Origin of the sequence: Thioclava sp. FR2 (genome assembly GCF_051200875.1) — a bacterium.
Lineage (GTDB): Bacteria > Pseudomonadota > Alphaproteobacteria > Rhodobacterales > Rhodobacteraceae > Pseudotabrizicola.
The window spans coordinates 776,564-801,312 of record NZ_CP195191.1 but is presented as its reverse complement, the minus strand read 5'-3'; the positions used below and the strand labels follow the sequence as shown (position 1 = coordinate 801,312).

The 24,749-nt window shown below is 60.2% G+C and carries 23 protein-coding genes; 7 read left to right on the top strand and 16 right to left on the bottom strand.

Features of this window, described 5'->3' with window-relative positions; all coding sequences use genetic code 11:
- Positions 1–100: 100 nt before the first annotated feature.
- The gene (locus ACSBLW_RS03845) at positions 101–586 is read right to left on the bottom strand and encodes a GNAT family N-acetyltransferase (RefSeq protein ID WP_435258915.1); all 486 of its coding nucleotides are present in this window, start codon (positions 584–586) and stop codon (positions 101–103) included.
- Positions 583–1,449: an NAD(P)-dependent oxidoreductase gene (locus ACSBLW_RS03840; protein WP_435258914.1), complete on the bottom strand. Its 867-nt coding sequence runs from the start codon at positions 1,447–1,449 to the stop codon at positions 583–585. The genes ACSBLW_RS03845 and ACSBLW_RS03840 overlap by 4 nt, the downstream gene beginning before the upstream one ends.
- A gap of 86 nt (positions 1,450–1,535) precedes the next feature.
- Between ACSBLW_RS03840 and ACSBLW_RS03835 the strand changes: the two genes are divergently transcribed.
- Positions 1,536–4,007, top strand: a complete 2,472-nt coding sequence (locus ACSBLW_RS03835) for a penicillin acylase family protein (protein WP_435258913.1) — start codon at positions 1,536–1,538, stop codon at positions 4,005–4,007.
- Positions 4,000–4,518 (top strand): GNAT family N-acetyltransferase, encoded by a 519-nt coding sequence (locus ACSBLW_RS03830; RefSeq protein ID WP_435258912.1) that lies wholly within the window; start codon positions 4,000–4,002, stop codon positions 4,516–4,518. Before ACSBLW_RS03835 ends, ACSBLW_RS03830 begins: the two co-directional genes overlap by 8 nt.
- 93 nt (positions 4,519–4,611) lie before the next feature.
- On the opposite strand, the gene ACSBLW_RS03825 is transcribed toward ACSBLW_RS03830, so the two are convergent.
- Positions 4,612–5,607 carry a tellurium resistance protein gene (locus ACSBLW_RS03825; protein ID WP_435258911.1) on the bottom strand — a complete coding sequence of 332 codons (996 nt, stop codon included), beginning with the start codon at positions 5,605–5,607 and terminating at the stop codon, positions 4,612–4,614.
- 136 nt (positions 5,608–5,743) lie between these two features.
- Positions 5,744–6,529, bottom strand: coding sequence for a phytanoyl-CoA dioxygenase family protein (locus ACSBLW_RS03820; protein WP_435258910.1), 786 nt, complete (start codon positions 6,527–6,529; stop codon positions 5,744–5,746).
- A 108-nt stretch (positions 6,530–6,637) separates the two neighbouring features.
- Here ACSBLW_RS03820 and speB point away from each other — a divergent pair, with 108 nt between their 5' ends.
- Positions 6,638–7,618, top strand: coding sequence for an agmatinase (gene speB, locus ACSBLW_RS03815; RefSeq protein ID WP_435258909.1), 981 nt, complete (start codon positions 6,638–6,640; stop codon positions 7,616–7,618).
- On the opposite strand, the gene ACSBLW_RS03810 is transcribed toward speB, so the two are convergent.
- The 7 genes from ACSBLW_RS03810 to ACSBLW_RS03780 form a co-directional block, all read right to left on the bottom strand.
- Positions 7,598–7,876 (bottom strand): hypothetical protein, encoded by a 279-nt coding sequence (locus ACSBLW_RS03810; protein WP_435258908.1) that lies wholly within the window; start codon positions 7,874–7,876, stop codon positions 7,598–7,600. The genes speB and ACSBLW_RS03810 overlap by 21 nt on opposite strands.
- Positions 7,852–8,337, bottom strand: coding sequence for a hypothetical protein (locus ACSBLW_RS03805; RefSeq protein WP_435258907.1), 486 nt, complete (start codon positions 8,335–8,337; stop codon positions 7,852–7,854). Before ACSBLW_RS03805 ends, ACSBLW_RS03810 begins: the two co-directional genes overlap by 25 nt.
- Positions 8,338–8,525: 188 nt before the next feature.
- Positions 8,526–9,614: an ABC transporter ATP-binding protein gene (locus tag ACSBLW_RS03800; RefSeq protein WP_435258906.1), complete on the bottom strand. Its 1,089-nt coding sequence runs from the start codon at positions 9,612–9,614 to the stop codon at positions 8,526–8,528.
- 20 nt (positions 9,615–9,634) lie between these two features.
- On the bottom strand, positions 9,635–11,269 hold the full coding sequence (locus tag ACSBLW_RS03795) for an alpha-amylase family glycosyl hydrolase (RefSeq protein ID WP_435258905.1): 1,635 nt from the start codon (positions 11,267–11,269) through the stop codon (positions 9,635–9,637).
- Between the two features lie 18 nt (positions 11,270–11,287).
- Positions 11,288–12,436, bottom strand: a complete 1,149-nt coding sequence (locus tag ACSBLW_RS03790) for a carbohydrate ABC transporter permease (RefSeq protein WP_435258904.1) — start codon at positions 12,434–12,436, stop codon at positions 11,288–11,290.
- Position 12,437: 1 nt separating this feature from the next.
- Complete coding sequence (locus tag ACSBLW_RS03785) at positions 12,438–13,691, bottom strand: carbohydrate ABC transporter permease (protein WP_435258903.1); 1,254 nt, start codon at positions 13,689–13,691, stop codon at positions 12,438–12,440.
- A gap of 123 nt (positions 13,692–13,814) precedes the next feature.
- Entirely contained in the window at positions 13,815–15,170 is a 1,356-nt protein-coding gene (locus tag ACSBLW_RS03780) for an ABC transporter substrate-binding protein (RefSeq protein ID WP_435258902.1), read from the bottom strand.
- Between the two features lie 299 nt (positions 15,171–15,469).
- Here ACSBLW_RS03780 and ACSBLW_RS03775 point away from each other — a divergent pair, with 299 nt between their 5' ends.
- The 3 genes from ACSBLW_RS03775 to ACSBLW_RS03765 are packed head-to-tail and all read left to right on the top strand — an operon-like array spanning position 15,470 to position 18,862.
- Positions 15,470–16,498, top strand: a complete 1,029-nt coding sequence (locus tag ACSBLW_RS03775) for a substrate-binding domain-containing protein (RefSeq protein ID WP_435258901.1) — start codon at positions 15,470–15,472, stop codon at positions 16,496–16,498.
- Between the two features lie 45 nt (positions 16,499–16,543).
- The gene (locus ACSBLW_RS03770; protein WP_435258900.1) at positions 16,544–17,872 is read left to right on the top strand and encodes a GH1 family beta-glucosidase; all 1,329 of its coding nucleotides are present in this window, start codon (positions 16,544–16,546) and stop codon (positions 17,870–17,872) included.
- A gap of 12 nt (positions 17,873–17,884) precedes the next feature.
- Complete coding sequence (locus ACSBLW_RS03765; protein WP_435258899.1) at positions 17,885–18,862, top strand: ROK family protein; 978 nt, start codon at positions 17,885–17,887, stop codon at positions 18,860–18,862.
- A gap of 80 nt (positions 18,863–18,942) precedes the next feature.
- Here ACSBLW_RS03765 and ACSBLW_RS03760 read toward each other — a convergent pair whose 3' ends face one another.
- Positions 18,943–19,602 (bottom strand): alpha/beta hydrolase, encoded by a 660-nt coding sequence (locus tag ACSBLW_RS03760; protein WP_435258898.1) that lies wholly within the window; start codon positions 19,600–19,602, stop codon positions 18,943–18,945.
- A complete protein-coding gene (locus tag ACSBLW_RS03755) occupies positions 19,602–20,231 on the bottom strand; it encodes a DNA-3-methyladenine glycosylase family protein (protein ID WP_435258897.1) in 630 nt (209 codons plus the stop codon). The genes ACSBLW_RS03760 and ACSBLW_RS03755 overlap by 1 nt, the downstream gene beginning before the upstream one ends.
- 106 nt (positions 20,232–20,337) lie before the next feature.
- On the opposite strand from ACSBLW_RS03755, the gene ACSBLW_RS03750 reads away from it, so the two are divergent.
- On the top strand, positions 20,338–21,549 hold the full coding sequence (locus ACSBLW_RS03750) for an MFS transporter (protein ID WP_435258896.1): 1,212 nt from the start codon (positions 20,338–20,340) through the stop codon (positions 21,547–21,549).
- Positions 21,550–21,565: 16 nt separating this feature from the next.
- Here the strand turns inward: ACSBLW_RS03750 and ACSBLW_RS03745 are convergent, their stop codons facing one another.
- From ACSBLW_RS03745 to cimA, 3 genes are read right to left on the bottom strand one after another with little or no spacing between them, the layout of a single operon-like run.
- A complete protein-coding gene (locus ACSBLW_RS03745; RefSeq protein WP_435258895.1) occupies positions 21,566–22,324 on the bottom strand; it encodes a phytoene/squalene synthase family protein in 759 nt (252 codons plus the stop codon).
- A complete protein-coding gene (locus tag ACSBLW_RS03740; RefSeq protein ID WP_435258894.1) occupies positions 22,321–23,034 on the bottom strand; it encodes a class I SAM-dependent methyltransferase in 714 nt (237 codons plus the stop codon). Before ACSBLW_RS03740 ends, ACSBLW_RS03745 begins: the two co-directional genes overlap by 4 nt.
- Entirely contained in the window at positions 23,031–24,671 is a 1,641-nt protein-coding gene (cimA, locus tag ACSBLW_RS03735) for a citramalate synthase (RefSeq protein WP_435258893.1), read from the bottom strand. The genes ACSBLW_RS03740 and cimA overlap by 4 nt, the downstream gene beginning before the upstream one ends.
- Positions 24,672–24,749 lie beyond the last annotated feature (78 nt).

Below are 24,749 nucleotides of genomic sequence, written 5' to 3'. Positions count from 1 at the left end.
GCGCCTGAAGAGGAAGAGGGCGCTGCCCCCTTCTCGCGTTTTGGCGAGGGCCAAAACGCTGACCCCCGGGATATTTGAGCCAAGATAAAGGCCGTCGTCCTTAGGCTTTTGGAGGCAAAGCAAGGGTCATCATGCGGTCGCCATCGATCACCTCGCCTGTTTCCTGAAAGCCGAAGCGGCGATAGAAACCGATATTGCTGTGATCGAGATCGGCCACGCCGAGTTTGAGACGATCAAAGCCCCAATCGCGCGCAGTGTCGATCGCCATGCCAAGGGCAGTGCGGCCAAGGCCTTGACCTTGGCTGTCGGCCGCAATCATCAATCGCCAGAGATAGGCGGCCGTTGGGTCATCGCCGGGAAGAAGATCGGTTGCCTTGCGGAAATCGACCATCGCCATCAGGCCGACGGGTTTTTCCCCGAGCCAGAGGCCCCAGACCTGCGCCCCTTCTTCATAAGCGGCTTCGGCCAGCGTCTTGACGTTTGACGCCACCAGATCGCGTTGATCGGGCCGGACATTCAGCGCGAAAAGCGCCGCAAGGTGGGCACGCCGAACCGGGAGCCGGATCAGCGCGCCCTGACCTGTCATTTCAGCCGGCGGATCAGGCTGGAGGTGTCGTGACGACCGCCGCCCATGCGCTGGACATCGGCATAGAACTGATCGACCAGAGCCGTGACCGGAAGCGAGGCGCCGATTTCATTGGCGGTCGCAAGGCAGATGCCCAGATCCTTGCGCATCCAGTCGACGGCAAAGCCGTAATCGAACTTGCCTTCCAGCATGGTCTTGTGCCGGTTCACCATTTGCCAGCTGCCAGCTGCGCCCTGGCTGATGACCTCGACCACCTTTTCGCCATCGAGACCTGCCTTTTCGCCGAAGGCCAGTGCCTCGGACAGGCCTTGGACGAGACCGGCGATGCAGATCTGGTTCATCATCTTGGCGATTTGTCCGGCCCCGGATGCGCCCAGCAGGCGGCAAATGCGGGCATAAGAAGCAATCACCGCCTCGGCCTTGTCATAGGTTGCCTGATCGCCCCCGCACATCACCGAGAGCACGCCGTTTTCGGCCCCGGCCTGCCCGCCCGAAACCGGAGCATCGACAAAGCCAAGACCTTTTTCGGCGGCCTTGCCAGCCAGCTCGCGGGTTACTTGCGCGGACACAGTCGTGTGATCGACGAAGATTGCGCCGGGGTCCATCCCTGCAAATGCCCCGTCCGGGCCAAGGCAGACCGAGCGCAGGTCATCGTCATTGCCGACGCAGGCCATCACGAAATCCTGCCCCAAGGCCGCCTCACGCGGGGTTTGGGCCGATTTTCCCCCATGTTTGGCCACCCAAGCCTCGGCTTTTGCAGGGTTGCGGTTGTAGACCGTGACTTCATGCCCGCCTTTTGCGACCAGATGTCCCGCCATTGGGAACCCCATTACACCCAATCCCAGAAACGCCACCTTCGCCATAGGCCATCCTCCCTCGTGCATTGCCCTTTAAAGACTTATGTCTTAGGTAACAGGCACATCCCTGCCGTCAAGAACAGGCGCCTTTTATGCTGACCCTCTTTCGCTGGCTCTTGCGTCTGGTTACCGGGCTGATTGGCCTTGGACTGCTGGTCCTGCTGATTGCCTATTGGTTTCTGGAACGGTCGATTCCCGATTATTCTGAAGACTTTGCCTTGTCGGGCCTGACTGCGCCTGTCGAGATCGTGCGCAACAATGACGACGTGCCGCATATTTTCGGAGAGACGGACGAAGATGTGTTCTTTGCGCTTGGCTTTGCCCATGCACAGGACCGTCTGTGGCAGATGACCATGTTGCGGCGGACGGCTCAGGGGCGATTGTCAGAGGTGTTCGGCAATCGGACGCTGAAGATTGATGAACTGCTGCGTCGCTATGACCTTTATACGCTGGCGCTGGAGTCGGTCTCGGCCCAAGACGAAGAAACGACGCGGGCGTTGGAGGCCTATGCGGCCGGGGTCAATTCCTGGATCAATCAGGTCAATGAAGGCGCACGCGGTCGTGGCGCGCCGGAATTCTTCTTTTTCTCGAACGAAATTGCCGCTTGGGCCCCGGCGGATTCGATTGCCATCATCAAGCTGATGGCCCTGCAACTGTCTGGCCATCTGGAAGCCGAAGTTTTACGGGCGCGGGTGTCGATGCTGTTGCCGGGGGAACGTCTTGGCGACATTTTGCCGGATGATCCGGTGCGCCCTGTCACCGCCCTGCCCGATTACGCAAGCCTTGTGCCCGGTGTCCAGCCCTCGGTCGCGCCGATCAGAACGGCAGAGGGGCCGCTATCGCCCTTCCCGAAGCTGCCCTTTGCAGGTGCGTCGAATTCCTGGGCTGCGGCACCGAACCGGTCTGCAGCAGGCGGCACGCTTTTGGCCAATGATCCGCATCTTGGCTTTACCGCGCCTGCGATCTGGTATCTGGCACGGCTTGAACTGCGCTCGGGCGGTGTGATCGGCGCCACGATCCCCGGCGTTCCGGCTGTGATGGTCGGGCGGTCCGCGAATTTGGGCTGGGCGCTGACATCGTCCTATCTGGACGATCAGGATGTGGTGATGGAGCGGCTGAACCCGGCCAATCCTGAGGAATATGACAGCGGCAACGGTTTCAAGCCCTTTGAGACCCGCCGTTCGATCATTCAGGTCAAGGGAGAGACCGCGGTTACAGTGACGCTGCGCTGGTCAGAGGCCGGTCCGGTGCTGCCGGGGTCACATTACGATCTGGCCTCGGTGACGCCGCCGGGCCATGTGGCGGCACTGTCCTGGACTGCTCTGTCGCGGGCGGATACGTCGATGACGGCCGCCATGCGGATCATGCGGTCGCAGTCGAAGGAAGAAGCGATCGAGGCGGGGCGGCTGTTCATTGCACCGTCGCAAAACCTGATGCTGGCCGATCAGAACGGGATTGCCTTCAAGGTGATTGGCGCCATGCCAAAGCGGGATGCAGCGCATCCGACGCAAGGCCGGATGCCCGCCCTGGGAACAAATCTGGCGGTGCGCTGGCAGGGGATGTTCCCTTATGAGGACAATCCCGAGGTGAAAGATCCGCGGACGGGAATCCTTGGAAACACCAATAACAAGACGATTGAGGCCCCTTTCCCGAACCATGTCAGCCATCTTTGGGGCGATACGCAGCGCATTCAACGCTGGCTTGCGCTGATGAAAACGCGCGAGGTCCATACGCGCGAAAGCTTTATCGAGGCGCAGCTGGATACCGTGTCGAATGCGGCCCGGACGATCCTGCCCCTGATCGGTGCAGATCTGTGGTTCACTGGAGAGGCCGCGCCGGAGGGAACACCCGAACGGCTGAGGCAACGGGCGCTGGAAGTGGTGGCCGAGTGGAATGGCGAAATGAACGAACATCTGCCTGAACCGCTGATCTATATGGCGTGGGCGCGGGCCTTGCAGGATCGCCTGATCCGTGATGAGCTGGGGCCTATGGCAGACGAATTCACCCATCTGGACCCGGTCTTTATCGAACGCGTCTATCGCGATGTGGGCGGGGCAAGCGCATGGTGTGACGTGATCCAGTCGGCGGCCATCGAAAGCTGCGCCGATCTGGCCCGGATCGCCTTGGATGAGGCGCTTCTGGAACTGACCGAAACCTATGGACCAAACCCGGAAAGCTGGCGGTGGGGCGATGCCCATCAGGCGACGCATGACCATCCGGTTCTGGGCGAAGTGCCATTCCTCAAATGGTTCGTCAACATACGCCAATCGACCTCGGGCGGCGATTTCACCCTGCAACGCGGCCGTACAAAAGGCACCGGACCAAACCCCTATCTCAACGTTCATGGGGCGGGCTATCGCGGCGTTTACGACTTCGCCGACCCAGACAGTTCGGTTTTTGTCACCTCAACCGGCCAATCCGGCCATCCGCTCAGCCGTCACTACGACGATCTGGGCGAACGCTGGCGGCGTGGGGAATATGTTCCGATGAGCCTTGACCCTGACCTCGCGCGGGCTGCGGCGGTCGGTATCACCCGGCTCATCCCGGAGGCTCCCGGTGGCTGAGGATGGCGCTACCATCGCCACCTCGCGTATGATCCTTCGGCGCGCCCGCGCTTCGGATCTCGAGGCGATCCACGCCATCCTGTCGCTGCCCGAGGCCATGCGCTACTGGTCAACGCCAGAACATGAAACGCTGGAAGAAACCCGCCTCTGGCTGCACTCCATGATCACCGCGACCACGTCGGATGAGTTCGTGCTCGAGATGGGCGGGCGCGTGATTGGCAAGGCCGGCGCGTGGCGCCTGCCCGAGATCGGGTATATCCTGCATCCCGATTATTGGCGGCAGGGGTTGATGCGAGAGGCGCTTGAGGCGATCCTTCCTTGGCTTTTTGCCCGCCACCCGGTTACGGCCCTGACCGCAGAGGCAGATCCCCGCAACAGGGCCTCTTGCGCCTTGCTGGAACAACTGGGATTTGTCGAAACACACCGCGCGCAGAACACGATGCAATGGCGTGACGAATGGTGCGACAGCGTCTATTTCTCCCTGCCGCGCTCCCCGAATTTTCTGTCGTAAAATATCCTCGGGGGGTGAATGGGCCAAGGGCCCAGAGGGGGGCAGACAGCCCCCCTTTCCTTTCTCCCTTTTCACTCCGTGGTCGCCGCGTGCTCAGGCCGTGGCCGCATTGGTCTTCGCAGCAAGGCTGCCTTTGGGCCACATGGCGATGACCTTCCACGCAATAGCAAGGTTCACGCCCAAGGCGATGGCCGTGAGGATTCCCCCGGCGACGACCCAGCCATTGATCAAAAGCGCCGAGGCATAGGCGGCGAGAGGAAAGGTAAAAGCCCCCCAGAGCGGCGAGAAACCACTTTCGGTAATCCAGCGCCCGGCAAGCACGAGTGCCGTCAGGATCAACAGACCCAGGATCACCATGACCTGCGCCAGATCCGTCTGGCCCAAAAGCCCTCCCACGCTCGCGAATAGGCTGGCCGGAGCCAGATGGATGGCCAAAAGCGGACGCAGCGGCGCGGGCGGGATCCGGCGGGTCAATTGCCACAAGCTGTAAAGCCAGATTGCCACCGCAACGGCAAGCGTGCCCCACAGGATGGCGGTGGCCGCAGTCGCCCAGCCAAGCGGGGTGGCGGCCAGGGCACCGACGATGAAGCCCACAAAGCTCAGATGCCAGGCTGGGGTCACATCTCGCGCCTCTGGCGGCGCGGCCAAAAGCGCGCGAACCGTCAGCAGGACAAGGCCCGTATGCAAAGCGAAGGCAAGGATCAGGACCACCGAGGCAATCGCCTGCGAAAAGAAGCCAAGGATGGCCGAGACGGCAAAACCGCCGACGGAGGCCGCGGCCAGACCGGCCCGCCCGGGCAGAATGCTCAAATCTTCCATGACCACCGTGGGGCGGCGGGCCAGTTTGATCGCATAGGCCACCGCCGAGAAAAACCACAGCCCCGCGGCCAAACCCATCGCCAGATCAGCCAGCCCTGCCCCCGTTCCGGCCTCCAGCGTCGCCCGTTTCAGGGCCAGAACCAGACCCAACAGCCCAAGAACCGAGGGAAAGACCGCCGGTGGCATCCGGGCAAAAAGCGGCAAACGCTTTGGTGGAAATTCTGGCGGAGGGAATGATTTCGGACGTTTGTCTTTTAGGGCGGTCGTCATGAATGCGGCTCCTTGAATGCGACAAGAACAGCGCATCGGTCCGGGAATGGCAAGCGGGGGAATTTGCCGCAGGTCGGGCGCGGCTTCCCCGGCAGGGCGGTTGCGGGGGGCTCGATGCCCCCCAAGACCGCGGCCCTTAGGAAAGAAGCGTGGGGAACCAGTCTTCGCGCAGGCGTTCGCCCGCGGTCATTCCATGGCCCGGAAAGGGTGGAGAGGTCGGGCCGGGGCGTTCCACATATCGGGCGTCGTCGCCGACCAGACGCAGGGAAAAGGCGCGACGGCGGTTTTCGGTCGTGTTGCCCCGCGTGCCGTGCAGGGTGCGATAGTGAAAGGCCACCGCGTCGCCCGGCTCCATGGGCCATTCAAGGATGCGCATGCCCTCGGCCTCGGGGTCCGGCACGGGGATGTAGTCATGATCGCCGGGATAGAAATTCGTCTCGGCCATCCAGCGGGTGGGCAGCACGTCCTTTTCCCAAAGGTGGCTGCCAGCAACACAGCGCAGGCTTGCCTCGCGCACCGGGTCCAGCGGCACCCAGAAGGACACGGTCTGGCGGCCTTCGACAAAGTAATAGGGGCCGTCGGTGTGCCAGGGCGTGGGTTTCGAGGTGCCAGGTTCCTTGACCAGCACATGATCGTGGAACAGTTGCACGCGCGGGCTTTGCATCAGGCGGCTGGCGGCTTCGGCCACTTCGGGCGCAAAGATTGCCCGGCGGAATTCGTCGATCTTGTCCCAATTGCAGTAATCGTCGAAGAAACGCCCCTTCTCGCCGGGCTTCAGTGTCGGCATCTGCTGCGTTGGCGCGGCCATATTCTTTTCCACCCCGGCCCGCAACTCTTCGACAAAGGGCGCAAACAGGCCGGGGATCAGCACGGCCCCGTCACGGGCAAAGTCTTCCACCATCTGATCCGTCACGTCGCTCATGGCCTGTCCTTTCTTCCAATCTGGCCACACTGGCGCGGATCAGGGCACTGGACAAGGGCCAGTTGGCACAGCAGTCTCGGGCCAGATCGCGGTCAAGGGGAACGGGACATGAGCGGACATGGCTATGAAACGGGGCGGCTGAACCTGCCTTTTGTAGGGATTTCGACTTTTGGCAAAAGGCCCTATGTCGGCGATTGGTCCCAGATCGCCGCCGATGTCGCGGTGATGGGCGCGCCCTTTGACTTTGGCACCCAGTTCCGGGCTGGTGCGCGGTTCGGGCCGCGTGCGGTGCGTGAGGCCTCGACGCTGTTTTCCTTTGGTCATGCCGGGGCCTATGACCATGAGGATGACTGCACCTATCTGGGGTCGGATGTGCGTATCGTCGATATTGGCGATGCCGATATCGTTCATACCGATACCGAGAAAAGCCACGCCAATATCGAGCAGGGTGTGCGGGCCATTCTGGCGGCGGGCGCGCTGCCGGTGGTGATCGGCGGCGATCATTCGATCAACATCCCCTGTATCCGGGCCTTTGACGAGACCTGCGCCAAGGACGGCCCGATCCATATCGTGCAGATCGACGCGCATCTGGATTTCGTCGATATCCGGCATGGCGTTGTGCATGGCCACGGCAACCCGATGCGGCGCGCCGCCGAGCGGGATTATGTGTCGGGTATTACGGCGCTTGGCATACGAAACGTCTCATCCACGGCCAAGGATGGCTATGAGGCGGCACGGGCGATGGGAGATGATATTCTTTCTGTCCGGCAGGTCCGCAAACTGGGGGCCGAGGGCGTTCTGGCCCGCATTCCCAAGGGCGCGCGCATTTATGTGACCATCGACATTGACGGCTTTTGCCCCTCTATCGCGCCGGGAACGGGCACGCCCAGCCATGGCGGGTTCCTGTATTATGAGGTGCTGGAAATCCTGCAGGGGATTGCCCGCACGCATGATGTCGTGGGTGTTGATCTGGTCGAGGTCGCGCCGGATTATGACCACAGTGGATCAACCGCGATTTTGGCGGCGCAGGTCTTGCTAAATTTTCTTGGCTTCATCTTTCACGCACGGTCAGAACGGCGGCAAAAGTGAGGTCGGGCCAAGGTTTTCGCGCCTTGCCCCCGTGCCCAATTTGAACCGGGCGAGGCCGGGTTTGGCGGCGTCAAAGGCGCCAAGGTCGATGCTGCGGATGCCTTTCCCGGACAAGATTTGTGCCGCGCTCCATAAAATTGCCCTTGGCGCGCCGGTGGCCAGTCCTTCGGGGCTGGACCACGCTGCGTGATAGGTTGCGTTTGGGCCATGCAGCAGAAACACCGCCCCGGCGGTCAGCGGCCTACCCGTGGCCAGCACCAAGATGCCGCCGGGCCAATTCTGCACAAAGGAAGGGGGCAGGTTGCGATAGCCCCGCGCCCTGCCCTGCATCCGCGTGTGATGCAGGATGGGCTGCAAGGCGGATTGTCTACGCGAACCGGGCTGACGGCCTTTTCCAAGGCCTGACGCCATGTCTGACGCATGCGCGCCAAAAGCGTTGGCAGCGGGGCGTCAATATCCCAGATGGCGTGATGGCGCGCGGTGATCAGCGGGATCAGGCGAGTCCGGGACGATGTGGTGCTGATCACCGTCAGCCCGGCGTGACGCGCCAAGGAGCAAAGCGACAAGTCGGGTGGTAGGCGATGGATCAACCGCAGGCCCGGACGCTCCAAGGCCTGAACGGGCCGACCAGCTAGAAGAAGCCGCGACACCTCTGCCCCCATGCGTTCCATCGCGACGCTATAGGCCCAGTGCTGCGGAAAGGGCGCGCCATCGGTCATGGCTTTCCCAGTCGTCGGGATGCGGGCTTTGGTCCATGCCCGGATTAGGAAAGTGGAAAGGTTAAGCCAAGATAAAGGGCGGCATGGATGACCTGCCGCCCGCTCCAAGATTTACGATATGGGTTCCTGCCTTGCTGGCTGTGACCCTGTCGCTGATTTTTCTGACCGCAATCGCGCTGTTCTAGAGCTTAGCGATACAGCAGGCTTTGACCATCGGCGAAGATATGCACCTTTTCCGGCACTGCGGTCAGCTTGATCACCTTGTGCCGCTTTTCAGGATGAATGCCCGCCAGCTTGGCGATCAGCGGCGTTTCGCGGCCGTTCTTTTCAAAGTAAAGCTGGGTCAGTTCGCCAAGGGCTTCAATGATTTCCACCTTGCCTTCATAGACCGCCTCACCTTGGGTGATCGTCAGATCTTCCGGCCGGACACCAACATTGACCTTGCGCCCCATATCGGAGGCCACGGTCGGCACGGTTGACCGCGCGATGCCGCCACCGTCAACGCGGATCGTCGTCATCGCGCCGGTTTCAATGATTTCGCCGGGGATCAGGTTCATCGCAGGGCTGCCGATGAACTGGGCCACGAATTCATTCTGGGGACGTTCATAAAGTTCCAGCGGCGTTCCCACCTGACCGATGCCTTGCCCGACCGTCAGCACCACGATGCGGGTGGCAAGGGTCATGGCCTCGACCTGATCGTGGGTCACATAGATCATGGTCGAATTCGGCATCGCCTCTTTCAACTGGGCAATCTCGATCCGGGTGGCGACACGCAGCGCGGCATCAAGGTTCGAAAGCGGCTCGTCGAAAAGGTAAACCTTGGGGTCGCGCACGATGGACCGGCCGATGGCCACACGCTGGCGTTGACCGCCCGACAGCGCCTTTGGCAGGCGGTCAAGATAGGGTTCGAGTTGCAGGATTTTCGCAGCCTTGGCGACGGCGGCATCAATCTCTTCGGGGCTTTTCTTGGCGATCTTGAGCGCGAAGCTCATGTTGTCGCGCACCGTCATATGCGGGTACAGCGCATAGGACTGGAACACCATGGCAATGCCGCGCTGTGCGGGCGGCACATCGTTCATCCGTTCACCATCAATGGTGAAGTCGCCCGAGGTGATCTTTTCCAAGCCCGCAATCATGCGCAAAAGCGTGGATTTGCCACAGCCCGAAGGGCCAACGAAAACGATCAGTTCCCCGGTCTTGATGTCAAGGTTGATGTCCTTAAGGACTTTCACCTCGCCATAGGACTTCTGCACATTGGTCAGTTTCAAATCAGCCATGATCCGGGCTCCCCCTTCCCTTAAATCTTTTGCAACACCGCAAAGCCCCAAGGGCCAAGGTTCACCTTGCCCTGAATGGCTTTGACTGCGCCAAGTTCCTCACCCAAAGCCTGCCAGTTTCCGGCAGGGAGCGCGGCCTCAACGGGGATTTCCCCCAAGTTGAAAGCACAGAAGATCGTTTCTTTGCCGACCCGCTGGAAGGTGACAAGATCGCCAGCCGACTGCATGCCAGTAAGGCCGCCATCACGCAAAACCGGATGGGCACGGCGGAAGGCCAAGGCGCGGCGGTAGTGGTTCAGCATGCTGTCCGGGTCGGCATCCTGTGCGCCGACGGCGCGGCCCAGATGGGCCGAAGTGACCGGAAGCCACGGTTTGCCAGCAGAAAAGCCGCCGTTCAGATTGTCGGCCTGCCAAACCATGGGGGTGCGGCAGCCATCGCGGCCTTTGAATTCCGGCCAGAATTCGATGCCATAGGGGTCTTGCAGGTCTTCAAAGGCGATATCCGCCTCGGGCAGCGCCAGTTCCTCGCCCTGATAAAGGCAGACCGACCCGCGCAGGGTCAGCAAAAGAACGGTATACATCCGCGCTGCGGCATCGCTGAGGTTCCAGCGGGTGACGTGGCGAACGACGTCGTGGTTGGAATAAGACCAGCAGGGCCAGGCATCCGGGGCGACGGCGTTCATCCGGGCGAAGGTCTGGTCCAGCGAGCCAGCGGTCAGCCGGGCGGGTTGCAGCATTTCAAACGGGTAGCACATCTGCACCTTGTCACCGCCCGAGGTGTATTCGGCCATGATTTCAAGGCCGCGCTGTGCGTCCCCGACCTCGCCCACGGCAGCAGCGCCGTATGGGTTCAGGACGGCGCGGAATTTCTTCAGGAATTCAAGGTTTTCCGGCTGGTTCTTGTCAAAAAGATGGAGCTGATGGTTATACGGATTTACCGAGGGCGCGATGCTGTCGTTGCGCAATTCCTTGGGCAGCGGAGGATTGTCGCGGAGATACTTGTCGGCAATGTAGAAGTTGATCGTGTCCAGACGGAAGCCGTTGACCCCCCGCGCCAGCCAGAACCGCGCGACGTCTAAAAGCGCCTCTTGCACCGGTTCGTGGTGGAAGTTGAGATCGGGCTGCGAGGTCAGGAAGTTGTGCAGATAGTACTGCTCGCGCCTGGAATCCCACTGCCATGCTGATCCGCCAAAGATTGACAGCCAATTGTTCGGCGGGGTGCCATCGCCTTTCGGGTCTGCCCAGACGTACCAATCGGACTTGTCGTTGTTGTGGTTCTTGCGGCTTTCCTTGAACCAAGGGTGCTGGTCGCTGGTATGCGACAGCACAAGGTCGATCATGACCTTTAGTCCCAGTTCATGGGCGCGGGCGACGAGGGCATCGAAATCGGCCAAGCTGCCGAACATCGGATCGACGTCGCAATAATCGCTGACGTCGTAGCCAAAGTCCTTCATCGGCGAGGTGAAGAACGGGCTGATCCAAATGGCATCTGCCCCGAGGCCGGCGATGTGGTCCAGCCGGGAGGTGATCCCCGCCAGATCGCCCACACCGTCGCCATTGCTGTCTTGATAGCTGCGCGGGTAGATCTGGTAGATCACCGCGCCTCGCCACCAGTCGGCATCCGCGCCGATTGCCATTTGGGTTTTCGTCGTCATTGGTCTGTCAGTCCGTTCTTATTTCACCGAGCCAGCCAGAAGGCCGCGCACGAGGTATTTTTGCATGGCGAAGAAGACGAGCAGCGGCACCGAGATCGAAATGAAGGCTGCCGTTGCAAGGATTTCCCAATTGCCGCCGCGAGAACCCATCAGCTGCACGATCTTGTCGGTCATCACGGTCGTCCCGGCGGTAGGGTCGATCAGAAAGACCTTGGCCACCAGCAGGTCGTTCCATGTCCAGAGGAACTGGAAGATGGCAAAGCTGGCCAGTGCCGGGAAAGACAAGGGCAGCACGATCTTGGTAAAGATCTGGAAGTCGGTGGCCCCATCGACCTTGGCGCATTCGATGATGTCGCGCGGCAGGCCGACCATGTAGTTTCGCAAGAGGTAGATCGCGAGCGGCAGACCAAAGCCGGTATGGGCGAGCCAGACACCCAGATAGCCCTTACCGATGCCGATGCCGTTGTGGAATTTCAAAAGCGGGATCAGCGCCAGTTGTAGTGGCACCACCAGAAGGCCGACGATGGCGGCGATCAAGAGCGCGCGGCCCGGAAAATCCATCCACGCCAAGGCATAGGCCGCAAAGGCCGCGACAAGGATCGGGATGATCGTCGCCGGGATGGTCACGGTCAGCGTGCCAAAGAACGCCTTGGACATGCCGTCGATATTGGCCGGGTCCACCAGCAGAAAGCGATAGTTGTTGGTGGTGAAATCTGGCGGGGACGAGGCGGTGACAAAGACGCGCGGGCTGCGGCCTTCCATCTCGGTGGGCGAGGTCAGCACATAGTCGCCATTCGATTGCACGGTGATCTTTTGACCATCGGCCAGATCGGCGGTCGCGCCCGGCTCAAAGGCGGAAATATCCCGCGACGAGGTGCCCCAGACGGTGATCTCACCGCTGGCATTGCCGCCGTCAAAGAGGTTGCCCTCGATCACATAGAGCCCGTCCTTTTGCACTTGGGTCGCGGCATCAGCGGCGCGCAGGGTCAGGTTCTGCTCGGACGCGAACATGGATTTCCACCAGCCCGAGGTGGTGATCTGGTCGGCCGTGCGGAAAGACGAAACGAACAGGCCAAAGGTCGGGAAAAGCCACAGCAGCACAAGCAGGATGACGGAGATTTGGACGGCCCAGCTGAGGCCCGATTTGGTTCCAGCGATATTGTCCATTTCAGCGCATCTCCTTGCGGGCGTTGATGACGTTCCAGACGAGGATCGGGCTGACCAGAAGCATGATGACCATGGCACTGGCCGAACCGACACCCCAGTCGGCCGAGACAAACAGCTTTTCATACATGTAGTTGGCCAAAACCTGCGTCTGCCACTGGCCGTTGGTCATGGCGAAAACGATGTCAAAGACCTTGAGCACGGTGATGGTGATCGTGGTCCAGACCACGACGATCGTGCCCATGATCTGAGGCACCTTGATCTGGAAGAAGATCTCGAAGGGGTTGGCGCCGTCGACAATGGCCGCCTCGACTGTTTCTTCGGGAATGCCGCGCAGGGCCGCGGACAGAATCACCATGGCAAAGCCGGTCTGGATCCAGATCAGGACGACCATCAGGAAGAAGTTGTTCCAGAAGGGCAGCGAAATCCACGCTTGCGGCGTCCCATAGGCGTATTCGGTGCCGATGACCCCGATGATGGAGCGCAGGGACAGGAAAACCAGCCAGACACCACCAACCGCGGCCACGATGCGGCCAATCTTGGTCCAGGTGCCTCCGGGGCGTCCGCGCAGGAAGGGGCGGACGATCAGCCAGGTGATCCAGGCCACGATGGCGGCAAAACAGGCCAGGATCAGGATGGGCAGCACTTTAAGCATCAGAACCGATCCGATGCCGCCCGTGAACTGCAGCCAGATCGCGTTCAACACGCCAATCTGTTCCTGATCGGGGCCGCGCATTTCATAGACCAGCTTGAAGATCACCGAAGCGCCGACGAAGGAAATCGCCATCGGCATGAAAATCAGCGATTTGGCGATGGAGCCCCATTTGATGCGGTCGGTCAGTTGGGCGACCAGCAGCCCGATTGCGGTGGAGGCCGCGGGCACCACGATGAGCCACATCATGTTGTTGCTCATGGCTTCCCAGAATTTCGCCTCGCTCATCATCTGGCTGTAATTGGCGAAACCGACCCATTGATATTCGAACTGTCCGGGTTGGCCGATGACAGGCACACGTTCGGTCAACGACAGGCGCAGCGTTTCGACCACGGGATAGGCGAGATACAGACCGAGGGCGACCAGCGCGGGGGCCAGAAACAGCCAAGGGCGGACCATATTGGCGCGGCTGATGTTCCGACCAGCATCGTTCTTCTTAGGCGGAAAGATCACCTTGTCCAGAACGAGATTGGAGAAATAGAAGTAGGCGATACAGCCGCCTACGCCGAGGATGATCGTAACAAGACCCTGGAGTGCGGGACTCATGGCTTCTCTCCCCCCTTGGAAGCAAAAATGTCCGGCGATAATAGGTGCGGCGCGATAATCCCTTTGCCGCGAAAGATTGGGGCGGTCCGACTGGATCGAACCGCCCCAACTGTGCCCTAAGGCTTACTTCAAGGCATCCCAAGACGCCTGGATTCCGTCGGCGACTTCCTGAGCGGACTTGCCGCCAGCATAGTCAACCATGCCGGTCCAGAACGAACCTGCGCCCACACCGCCCGGCATCAGGTCGGAGCCGTCGAAGCGGAAGGTGGTGGCGTTCAGCAGGATTTCGTTCATCTTGCGCAGGGTCGGATCCGAGAAGAGTTCGGTGTTCACGCCCTTCATCGGGGTCAGGAAGCCCTTTTGAGCCATCCAGATTTCGTGAGCGATCGGCGTTTCCAGCCACTTGATGAATGCGTTGGAAGCGTCCGAAGCCTTGGTGATGAAGGCCAGAGTGCCAGCGCCCAGAACCGGGGTGCCGAGGTCTTTTTCCGCGTAAGCCGGGAAGTAGAAGAAGTCTGCATCTTCACCCACGACGGTGCCTTCCGGGAAGAAGGCCGGGATGAAGGAAGCCTGACGGTGCATGTAGCACTGCGGAGGCGAAGCAAACAGGCCCTTCGGGCTGTCACGGAAGTCGGTGGTGGCGACGGCAGCGGCACCGCCGGCAACGTTCTTGTCGTTACGAGCAAAGGCGCCGAATTCTTCGATTGCGGCCACGACTTTCGGATCGTTGAACTTCAGCTCGTTCTTGACCCATGCGTCATAGTCTTCGGGCGAGTTAGTGCGCAGCATCATGTCTTCGACCCAGTCGGTCGCCGGCCAGCCGGTCGCGCCGCCTGAACCCAGACCGATGCACCAGGGGGTGCCGCCATCGGCCACGATCTTGTCGGTCAGGGCCTTCAGCTCTTCCATGGTGGCCGGAACTTCATAGCCCGCATCGGCGAAGTTTTCGGGCGAGTACCAAACCAGCGACTTGACGTCTGCCTTATAGGGGAAGGCATAGAAGGCGCTGTTGCCATCGGGACCAGCATAGGTGCCAAGGCCAACCCAGGACGAGCCAGCGGCATAGTTTTCGGTCATCCATTCGGCAGTGCCTTCCGGCAGTGGCGACACGAAGCCCTTCTTGACCAGATCACCGATCAGGCCGGGCTGCGGCAGGATCGAGATGTTGGCGGGGCTGCCGCCTTCGAGGTCGATCACAATCTGCTGTTCGTAGGATTCGGACGAGGAGTAAACCACGTCAACGCCGGTTGCGGCTTCGAAATAGGCCAGCATGGTTTCGACCTGAACCTGGTCGTCACCGCGCCACGGCCCAAAGATGGTCAGGGTCTGACCGGCCAGATTGCCATTGGCGGCCTTGAATTCCTCGAAAGAGGCCCAGTTAAAGGCACCCTCGCCCACCGGAAACTTCAGGTCCTGGGCCGAGGCGGCACCAGCTACCAGTGCCAGCGCGGCGACGCTGGCGTAAAACTTCGTTTTCATTTTCATCCTCCCGGAACTGCCCTGCCTCATCTGCAGGGCCCCATAGTGTGGGTTTTGTCCAAAAAGCGGGTGTTGTCCGGTCTCGAAAGAATCGGACTCAAACCGCTTTGGATGGCGCACCATTGCTGAATAGGGCCTTCAAGTCAATCCAAAGCGCCGTCAAATCGCGCCAAACGGCTATTTTGCAGTCGCAGAAATTATCTATAACGATTACGGACGCTGCGCTTTACCTTTGACCCCGGCATCGTCAGTGGCTAAGGTCGCGCAAGTTTGAAACCGGTTTGGTTGTTCTGCCTGCTATGAACCTGAAAGAACTCGCCTCGAAACTGGGCCTTTCGCCCACGACCGTCAGCCGCGCGCTGAACGGTTATCCCGAGGTGAATGAGGCCACCCGGGAACGGGTGATGGCGGCGGCAAAGCGGCATAATTACCGGCCCAATACCCGCGCCATTCGCTTGGCAACGGGGCGAGCCTTTGCTGTAGGGCACGTCATTCCGATCGCAACCCGCCATGAAATCGTGAACCCGGTTTTCGCCGATTTCATTGCGGGCGCGGGTGAAACCTACAGCCGCAATGACTATGACATGCTTCTGTCGGTCGTGCCGGATGCTCAGGAAGAAGACACTTATCGGAGCCTGAAATCCAAAGGCAACGTCGATGGCGTGATCGTCCATGGGCCTCGGCTGAACGATCCGCGTATCGCCTTATTGCACGAGATCGGCCTGCCTTTCGTCGTCCATGGCCGCGCGACGGGGACCGCCCTGCCCTATAGCTGGCTGGATGTGAACAACCGACGGGCCTTTCAGCGCGCGACCGAGTTTCTGCTGGACTTCGGGCATAGCCGGATTGGTTTGGTGAATGGTCTTGAGTTCATGGATTTCGCGATCCGCAGACGCGCGGGCTATACCGATGCCCTGACGGCGCGCGGGATCACGCCTAACCCAGCCTACATGTCTTCGGACGAAATGACCGAGATTTCAGGCTATCGTGCCGCGACCAAAATGCTTTCTCTGCCAGTGCCGCCAACGGCCTTCCTTTGTGCCTCGATGATCTCGGGTATGGGGGCGCGTCGCGCCATTCAGGACAAGGGGCTGGTCATGGGGCGTGACATCAGCGTGATCATCCATGACGACGATTTGAGCTATCTGAAAAACGGAGATGATCTGCCGCTTTTCACGGCCACCCGGTCTTCGGTACGCGAAGCTGGACGGCAGACGGCGGAAATGCTGCTTGATCTGATCGCCGAGCCCACCGCCTCTCCGCAGCAGCGGCTTTTGGAGGCGGAACTGATTATGGGGCAGTCCACCGGACCTGCCCCGAAAGACTGACCTAAGACCTGCCCAACCCCACTATTACGAAAAGGCTCTCGCCAGATGTCGATGTCGCGTTTCGATTTCCCGCCCGGTTTTATCTTCGGTGCCGCCACGGCGGCCTATCAGATCGAAGGATCGGGTTTTGGCGGTTGTGGACCGTGCCATTGGGATACCTTTGCTGCCACGCCGGGGAACGTGATCCGGGCTGAAGACGGTTCGGTTGCCTGTGACCATTATCATCGCTGGCCCGAGGATCTGGACCTGATCAGTGCCGCGCATATGGATGGCTATCGGTTTTCGACCAGTTGGGCCCGGGTGATGCCGGATGGCGTTTCGGTCAATCCCGAAGGTCTGGATTTCTATGATCGGCTGGTCGATGGGATGCTGGCCCGCGGGCTGAAGCCGTTCCAGACGCTTTATCACTGGGAAATGCCCTCGGCGCTGGCCGATAAGGGCGGCTGGACCAACCGCGACACCTGTGCCCGTTTTGCCGATTTTTCCGAAGCGATCACGCGCAGGCTGGGTGACCGGGTGGCGGCGATTGCCACGATCAATGAACCTTGGTGCGTGGCGTGGCTTTCGCATTTCATGGGCATCCATGCGCCGGGCCTGCGCGACATTCGGGCGGCGGCACGGGCGATGCATCACATTTTGCTGGCACATGGCATGGCGGTGGAACGGCTGCGTGGGATGGGTCAGCCCAATCTTGGCATCGTTCTGAACTTCGATCATGCTCAACCAGCGACAGACGGCGCAGAAGACCGGCTTGCCGCAGATCGGTGGGATGGCATCTTCAACCGCTGGTTCATCGAAGGCATCACGCGCCAGACCTACCCGGAAATCGTGCTGGAAGGGCTTGGCCCGCATATGCCGGACCGCTGGCAGGACGATATGGCGGTGATTGGTCAAAAGCTGGATTGGTTGGGCGTCAATTACTATACCCGTCACCTGAATGCGCATGACCCAAGCGCCGCCTGGCCGCATTTGCGCGATGTCGATGGGGAGTTGCCCAAGACCCAGATGGGGTGGGAGATCTACCCCGAGGGGCTTTACGGGTTCCTGACCCGGATGGCGCGCGATTATGTCGGGGATCTGCCGATTTATGTCACCGAAAACGGCATGGCCAATGCGGATGAGTTGCAGGATGGAGCCGTGGCGGACAAGGTGCGCGAAGATTTCCTTTTTGCACATCTAGCCGCGACACAGCGGGCAATCACCGATGGGGCCAATGTGAAGGGCTTCTTCTATTGGTCGCTTCTGGACAATTACGAATGGGCTGTGGGCTATGAAAAGCGCTTTGGTCTGGTCCATGTTGACTACAAGAGCTTGGCAAGAACCCCGAAATCTTCGTATCACGCGCTGGCCCGCGCGTTGACGCGCAATGACTGAACAGGACGTCTCATGACCCTTGCCATCTTGGCCGATATCGGCGGAACCAACACCCGTGTCGCTCTTGCCGAGGGCAGAACGGTTCAGACCAGTTCGATCCGGCGTTTTCCAAATGCCGAGTATCAGGCGCGGGGTCAGGACATTGCCCATATCCTGCGCGACTATCTGGATCAGACCGGGGCAACCGTCTCTGGCGTCTGCGTCGCGGCCGCGGGCCCGGTGCAAGATGGTGTTGCGACCATGACAAACCTGTCCTGGGTGATGGATGGCGCGAAACTGAAGCAAGCCACGGGCGCCACATCCTGTGCGATCCTGAATGACCTTCAGGCACAGGGTCATGCCCTTGGCCATGTGCCGGCAGACCACCTCAATTGCATTGTGGAAGGGCCATCGGTTCCAAATGGGGCGATGCTGGTTGTCGGGCTTGGGACAGGTGTGAATGCGGCCCCGGTTCATGGCACCGGACCTGCACGCATGGTAGCGCCTTCGGAATGTGGGCATGTCAACATGCCCGTGCGCAGCGACGAAGACCTGCGGCTGATGCGGTTTATCGAAAGCCTGCTGACCTCGCGCGGGGAAACGCCTCATTGTGGTGTGGAAGAGGTTCTGTCGGGTCGCGGTTTGGCCAATCTTCACGCCTTTGCCGCAAGTGAACTGGGCGAAACTTCCACCGCCAGTTCGGCAGAGGTATTGGCAGCGCTTGATTTGGGTGAGGCAAAGGCCGTCCATGCGGCACGGCTTTACACCCGGATCCTTGCGCAAATGTTGGCGGATCAGGCGCTGATCCACCTGCCCTATGGCGGGATCTTCCTGATCGGCGGCATGGCCCGCGCCATGACCCCGCATTTCGCCCGCTTTGACCTTGGCAAGGTCTTCCGCGAAAAGCGCCGGGTCGATCTGCTGACCTCCGACTTCTCGATCTCGGTCGTCGAGGATGATTACGCGGCCCTCACGGGTTGCGCGGCTTTTCTGGCTGAACAAGGCGCCTGACGGCTTTTACCTTGGAAAAATATCCTCGGGGGTGAATGGCCGCAGGCCAGAGGGGGCAGACAGCCCCCTTCTGCTTTTACTTAGCCAGGCAGGCGCTCTTTCAGGAATTGAAGGGCAACCCCCAGCCCGTCTGGCGCGATGCCATGACCGGTTCCCTGCATGACATGGCCGTAGGTTTCAAAACCAGCGCTTACCAGCGCATTTCCGGCCAGTGTCATGTCCTGAAACGGAACAACATCATCCTGATCGCCGTGGATCAGCAGCACCGGTGGTTTGACGACAGCCTCGGCGGACAGCGTGTCTGGATGCAGCAAGCGGCCCGAAATCGCCACCACGCCAGCCACCAAGGCTGTGCGGCGGGGGGCCACATGCAGGCTCATCATCGCGCCTTGGCTAAAGCCCACCAAAGCCAAGGCCGATGGGCTAATCCCCTCATCAAGAAGAACTTTGTCGATAAACCCGTTCAGATCTTGAGCTGCTGCGATCAAACCGCTGCGGGCGGCTTCTTCGCTTGATCCATCCAGCCACGGGATCGGAAACCACTGCCGGCCAAAGGGGTTGCCTGCGCAGGGTTCGGGGGCATCAGGCGAATAGAAAGCCGTGTTTAGCAAATGCGGGGCCAAGGGGTCAGACAAGCCCAAAAGGTCGGCCCCATCCGCGCCATAGCCGTGCACAAAGATGACAGCACTGGTCGCCTGTCCCTTGGCCGCACCCCGGCGCGCTGACTTCAAACTCCGCATTACCGAATTCCTTCCCTGTCTTTTGCCACACGGTAGTAAGCCCAGAGGGCGCGGGCTGCAACTGCACGCCATGGGCTCCAGTCTTCGGCCATCTGGCGCAGGGCTTTTTCGCTGGGGCGCGCTTCAAGCCCGAAAAGCAGTTTTGCCGCTTCTTGCAGGGCGAGATCTGCCGGGGCGAACACATCGGCCCGGCCCAAGGCGAACATGAGATAGACTTCGGCGGTCCAGCGGCCGATGCCGGGAACGGCCACCAGATGCGAGATGACGTCTTCGGTTTCCATCTTTCGCAGGGACGGAAAATGGATGTCAGAATTGGCCAGGGCCAAAGCGTAGCGCGCTTTCTGGCGACTTAGACCCGCGGCACGCAGTTGTTCATCATTGGCCCGCGCAACATTTTCCTGCTTGGTCAGGCCCACGGTGCCCATGCGCGCCCATATCGCATTGGCAGAAGCAACTGAGACCTGCTGGCTGACGATGGCGGAGAGCAAGGTTTCAAACCCATCGGGGTTGCGGCGCAGCGGCAAGGGTCCGGTCTGGGTCAAGGCCGTGGCAAAGGCTGGATGGCGATTGGCCAACCATTCCGCGCCTTCTGCAACATCTGCATCGCAAGTAATGATCCGCCCGACCATGCCAATCCCTTCGTGTTTCCCCGCCGTTCAACGAAAACCTTGGGCCCTTAAAAACGGCAGGCTTTGGCGCTTGCCAGTCTTTAGACAAAAGCATACCGATTTGCCTATGACCCTAGATACCGATGCCACAGCCCGCCGCAATGTTTTCGTCCTCGTCGCCGCTCAGGCCATTTTGGGCGCGCAGATGCCGATGATCTTCACGATTGCCGGCTTGGCCGGGCAATCGCTGGCGCCCAATGCCTGTTGGGCCACCTTGCCAATCAGTTTTACCGTCATTGGCTCGATGCTGACTGCCACCCCCATTTCGGCCTTCATGCAACGTTATGGCCGTCGGGCGGGTTTTGTCGCCGGCGCCTTGGGCGGGGCGCTTGGGGCTGCAATTGGGGCCTATGGTCTCTATATCCAAAGCTTCTGGATTTTCGTCCTCGGCGCGTTTTTCACCGGTATCTACATGAGCGCGCAAGGGTTCTATCGCTTTGCAGCAGCCGATACGGCTTCGGACGCGTTCCGGCCCAAGGCCATTTCCTGGGTCATGGCGGGCGGTCTTTTGTCTGCGGTGCTGGGGCCACAACTTGTGAAGGCGACGGCACAAAGTTTCGTTGTGCCTTTCTTGGGCACATACCTTGCGGTGATTGCACTGAACCTGACGGGCATGTTCCTCTTTGCTGGCCTGAAAATCCCCAAACCGAAGGCAAAAGCGGTGGGTGATCCGGTGGGGCGAAGCCGGTCTGAATTGCTGAAAACGCCGGTTATTGCCGTCGCGATGATTTGCGCGACCGTGGCCTATGCCTTGATGAACCTTGTCATGACCTCATCCCCCTTGGCGGTTGTCGGATGCGGGTTCGAAACATCGAATGCTGCTGACGTGGTGACCGCGCATGTTCTGGCGATGTATGCGCCAAGCTTCTTTACCGGCCATATCATCGCGCGTATCGGCGTGGAAAAGGTCATCGCGCTTGGGCTGACCATTCTGGCCAGCGCCGGGGCGGTGGCCATGGCCGGGGTCGAGCTGGAAAACTTTTTCCTTGCCTTGGTACTATTGGGAATTGGTTGGAATTTCGGATTTATCGGTGCCACGACCATGCTGACCACCGCGCAACGGCCAGAGGAGCGTGGGCGGCTTCAGGGGCTGAACGATCTGATCGTTTTCGGCGGCGTGACGATGGCCAGCTTCTCCTCGGGCGGTCTGATGAATTGCTCGGGCGGGTCGGTGCAAGCCGGGTGGCAACTTGTGAACCTTGCCATGCTGCCTTTCCTGATTCTGGCAGGCAGCGCCTTGATCTGGCTGTGGATGCGACCAAAAGAAATGCGGGCCTGACCGACAGGCCCGCTGTTCAGAATTGACCCGTGAGGGATTGCCACAAAAGCTTGCCGCGCTTTGCGAATTCGGAAAGTTTCAGTCGGTCTTCGGCCACTGCGGCGGGGTCTTGAGCGGCTAGACGCAAGAGTCCTTCGGTTTGCCACCCAGCCAAAAGCGCGGGGCGGGACGATTTCGACACCCCTGCCCTGCGGGCCTCATTCAGCCGGATCAGGCCACGACTGGCAAGATGCTGAATGCCCGCCGCACGACCATCAACCAAGGGAATGCGTCCACGTTCTTCAAGGGCCGGAACCGCACAAAGGAAATTGGCCAAGGCGGTCGCCCAACCAAAGGACCGCACGGCGGTTTCATCGGTGTCTGCGGCACCCAAGGCCCGCGCGGCAAGCCACATTAGACCTGCCCCGGTATCTTCAAGATAGGCGTCAAAGGCGGCTTGGTCGGCAAAAGGATCCTTGTAGATATCCCAACGGCGTGCCTCGACCAGCCGGTCGAGGACTTCCACAGGAAGTTGGGCCGAAACGATCAGATCATGCAGCGGGGCCGCCACTTCATGGGCGCGCGATTTTGGCTCTGCGACAACATCGCGCCACCACTGAAGGCGCATTTCTGCAATCATCGGTTCCTTGGCAACCCAAGGCGCCTTGGCAACTTCCAGATTGAAGGCATAAAGCGGCAGCAGCCGAGAGCGCGTCTGCACTGGCGAGGCCATGACAGCCAGAAACCGATCTGGGTCACCGCGCTCGACGATGGTTGCGCAATTGTCGATCGTCATAGCGGGGTCACCACTGTCAGATAGTAGCCGTAATCGTCGCCATGCGCCCGCCACAGATCAATTTCCGCCTGAGCATCGTCCAGAACAGCCAGCAGTTCTGTCGAGGCCGCAGGGCGAAGGCTATCAATCCGCGCCTGTAGCGGTTTGTAATAGGCGCTCCAAGCCGATTTCCCCAGCCATCTTGCGCCGCGAACCTGCCAACCGGCCTGTTCCAGACGGGACAGATGGTCGGAGAGATGACAGATATCAGGATATTCCTTTTGCCAAAAGGCAAGCGCGGCGCTTGAGGGACGAGAGGTGCGCCAGAGGCAGTCTGAAAACGCAATGGCGCCATTAGGGGCCAAGTGGCCGCGCCAGGCAGAAAGCGCCGTCAGGATGCCCGGACCATATGCGGCCCCTGCCGACCAGATCAGATCAAACTTCCCCTCGGGTTCCAGCATGTCGCCGACAGATGCCGTGACATGTGGAAGCGTCTGGCGGATCCGCTCGATGAACGGGGCGTGAAGATCAAGCCCCACCAGCGCCGCAGCGGGGCGGAGTTTTTCGAACAAGGCCAGATCAGCGCCGGGGCCACAGCCAGCGTCAAGGATCCGGGCGCGCGAGGGCGTTTTCGCAAGTTCAAGTGCCCAGCGAAGGCTGGTCTCATCACCCGGTGCTTCGCGGGGAAGATCGCGATGAAGATCAAAGAATGGGGCCGACAGCGAGGTCATCCTGACGCTTTGCCCGTCTCTGCCGCCCCAGAGTCGCGGATCAGTTTCCATTGGATCGCGTCAAGAAGCGCCTCAAAGCTGGCATCCACGATGTTGGCGCTGACCCCGACAGTGGACCAGCGACGCCCCTGCCCGTCCTCGCTGTCGATAATGACGCGCGTCACGGCTTCGGTTCCGCCTTGGGTGATCCGCACTTTGAAATCCACCAGATGCATATCGTCGATGATCGACTGATAGGGGCCAAGGTCTTTTGCGAGTGCCTTGTACAGCGCATTCACCGGGCCGCGGTCACCGCCATCTTTGTCCATGCTGTCGGACACGGACATCATCTTTTCACCGTCGATTTTGACGACGACCACGGCCTCTGACAGGCTGACCATCTGATCGTATTTGTTTTTCCGACGCTCAACGGTTACCCGGTAGCGCTTCACCTCGAAGAAGGTTGGGCAAAGCCCAAGTTCGCGGCGGGCCAAAAGCTCAAAACTGGCTTGCGCGCCATCATAGGCATATCCCTGATCTTCCCGACGCTTGATTTCATCCAGGATCAAGGCAAGACGGCTGTCTTTGGGGTCAACCTGCATTCCCGCCTGTGCCAAGCGTGCGCGCAGGTTCGATTGACCTGCTTGGTTCGACATCGGAATGACACGTTCATTCCCAACCGTTTCCGGCGGGATGTGTTCATAGGTCGAAGGATCTTTCAAAATGGCACTTGCATGCAGCCCGGCCTTATGGGCGAAGGCAGAGGCCCCGACATAGGGTGCAGACCGCAGAGGCACGCGGTTCAGAATGTCGTCAAGGCTGCGGCTGACGCGCAACAGCGATTTCAGCGCCGTATGGTCAACGCCGATATCATATTCGTCCTTATACGGGGCTTTCAGTAGCAGCGTCGGGATAAGGGTGGTCAGGTTGGCATTGCCACAGCGTTCGCCCAAGCCATTTAACGTGCCTTGAATCTGGCGCACCCCGGCATCGACAGCCGCAAGTGAACATGCCACAGCATTGCCCGTGTCATCATGGCAATGAATGCCCAGTCTGTCGCCGGGAATGCCTGCCTTGATGACCTCAGACACAACCCTGCCAACCTCCGCCGGGAGCGTGCCGCCATTTGTGTCACACAGAACGATCCATCTCGCCCCTGCATCCAGCGCCGCGCGGAGACAAGACAGGGCGTAATCAGGATTGGCGCGATAGCCGTCAAAGAAATGTTCTGCATCGAACAAAGCTTCGCGGCCCTTTGTGACGACATGGGCAAAAGACTCTGCAATTGCCGTGCGGTTTTCTTCCAATGTGCAGCCAAGAGCGGTCGTGACATGGAATTCATGGGTCTTGCCGACAAGGCAAACAGCAGGCGTTCCGGCATCCAGCACTGCCGCAAGCACATCGTCATTTGCTGCAGACCGGCCGACCCGCTTGGTCATTCCAAAAGCTGTAAAGGCCGCCTGGGTTTGCGGACGCGCCAAAAAGAAATCGCTGTCTGTCGGGTTCGCCCCGGGCCAACCGCCCTCGATGTAGTCAAGGCCCAGATTGTCCAACGCAAGCGCGATCTGGATTTTTTCCGCGACTGAAAACTGAACGCCTTGGGTCTGCTGACCGTCGCGAAGTGTTGTGTCGAAAAGATAAAGACGTTCGCGGGTCATCGGGCCAGTCCGTTCTGAAAACGACAAATTCCTTGGAAGGAATTTGCAATTTTCTTGGAAGAAAATTGTGTGGGTGCT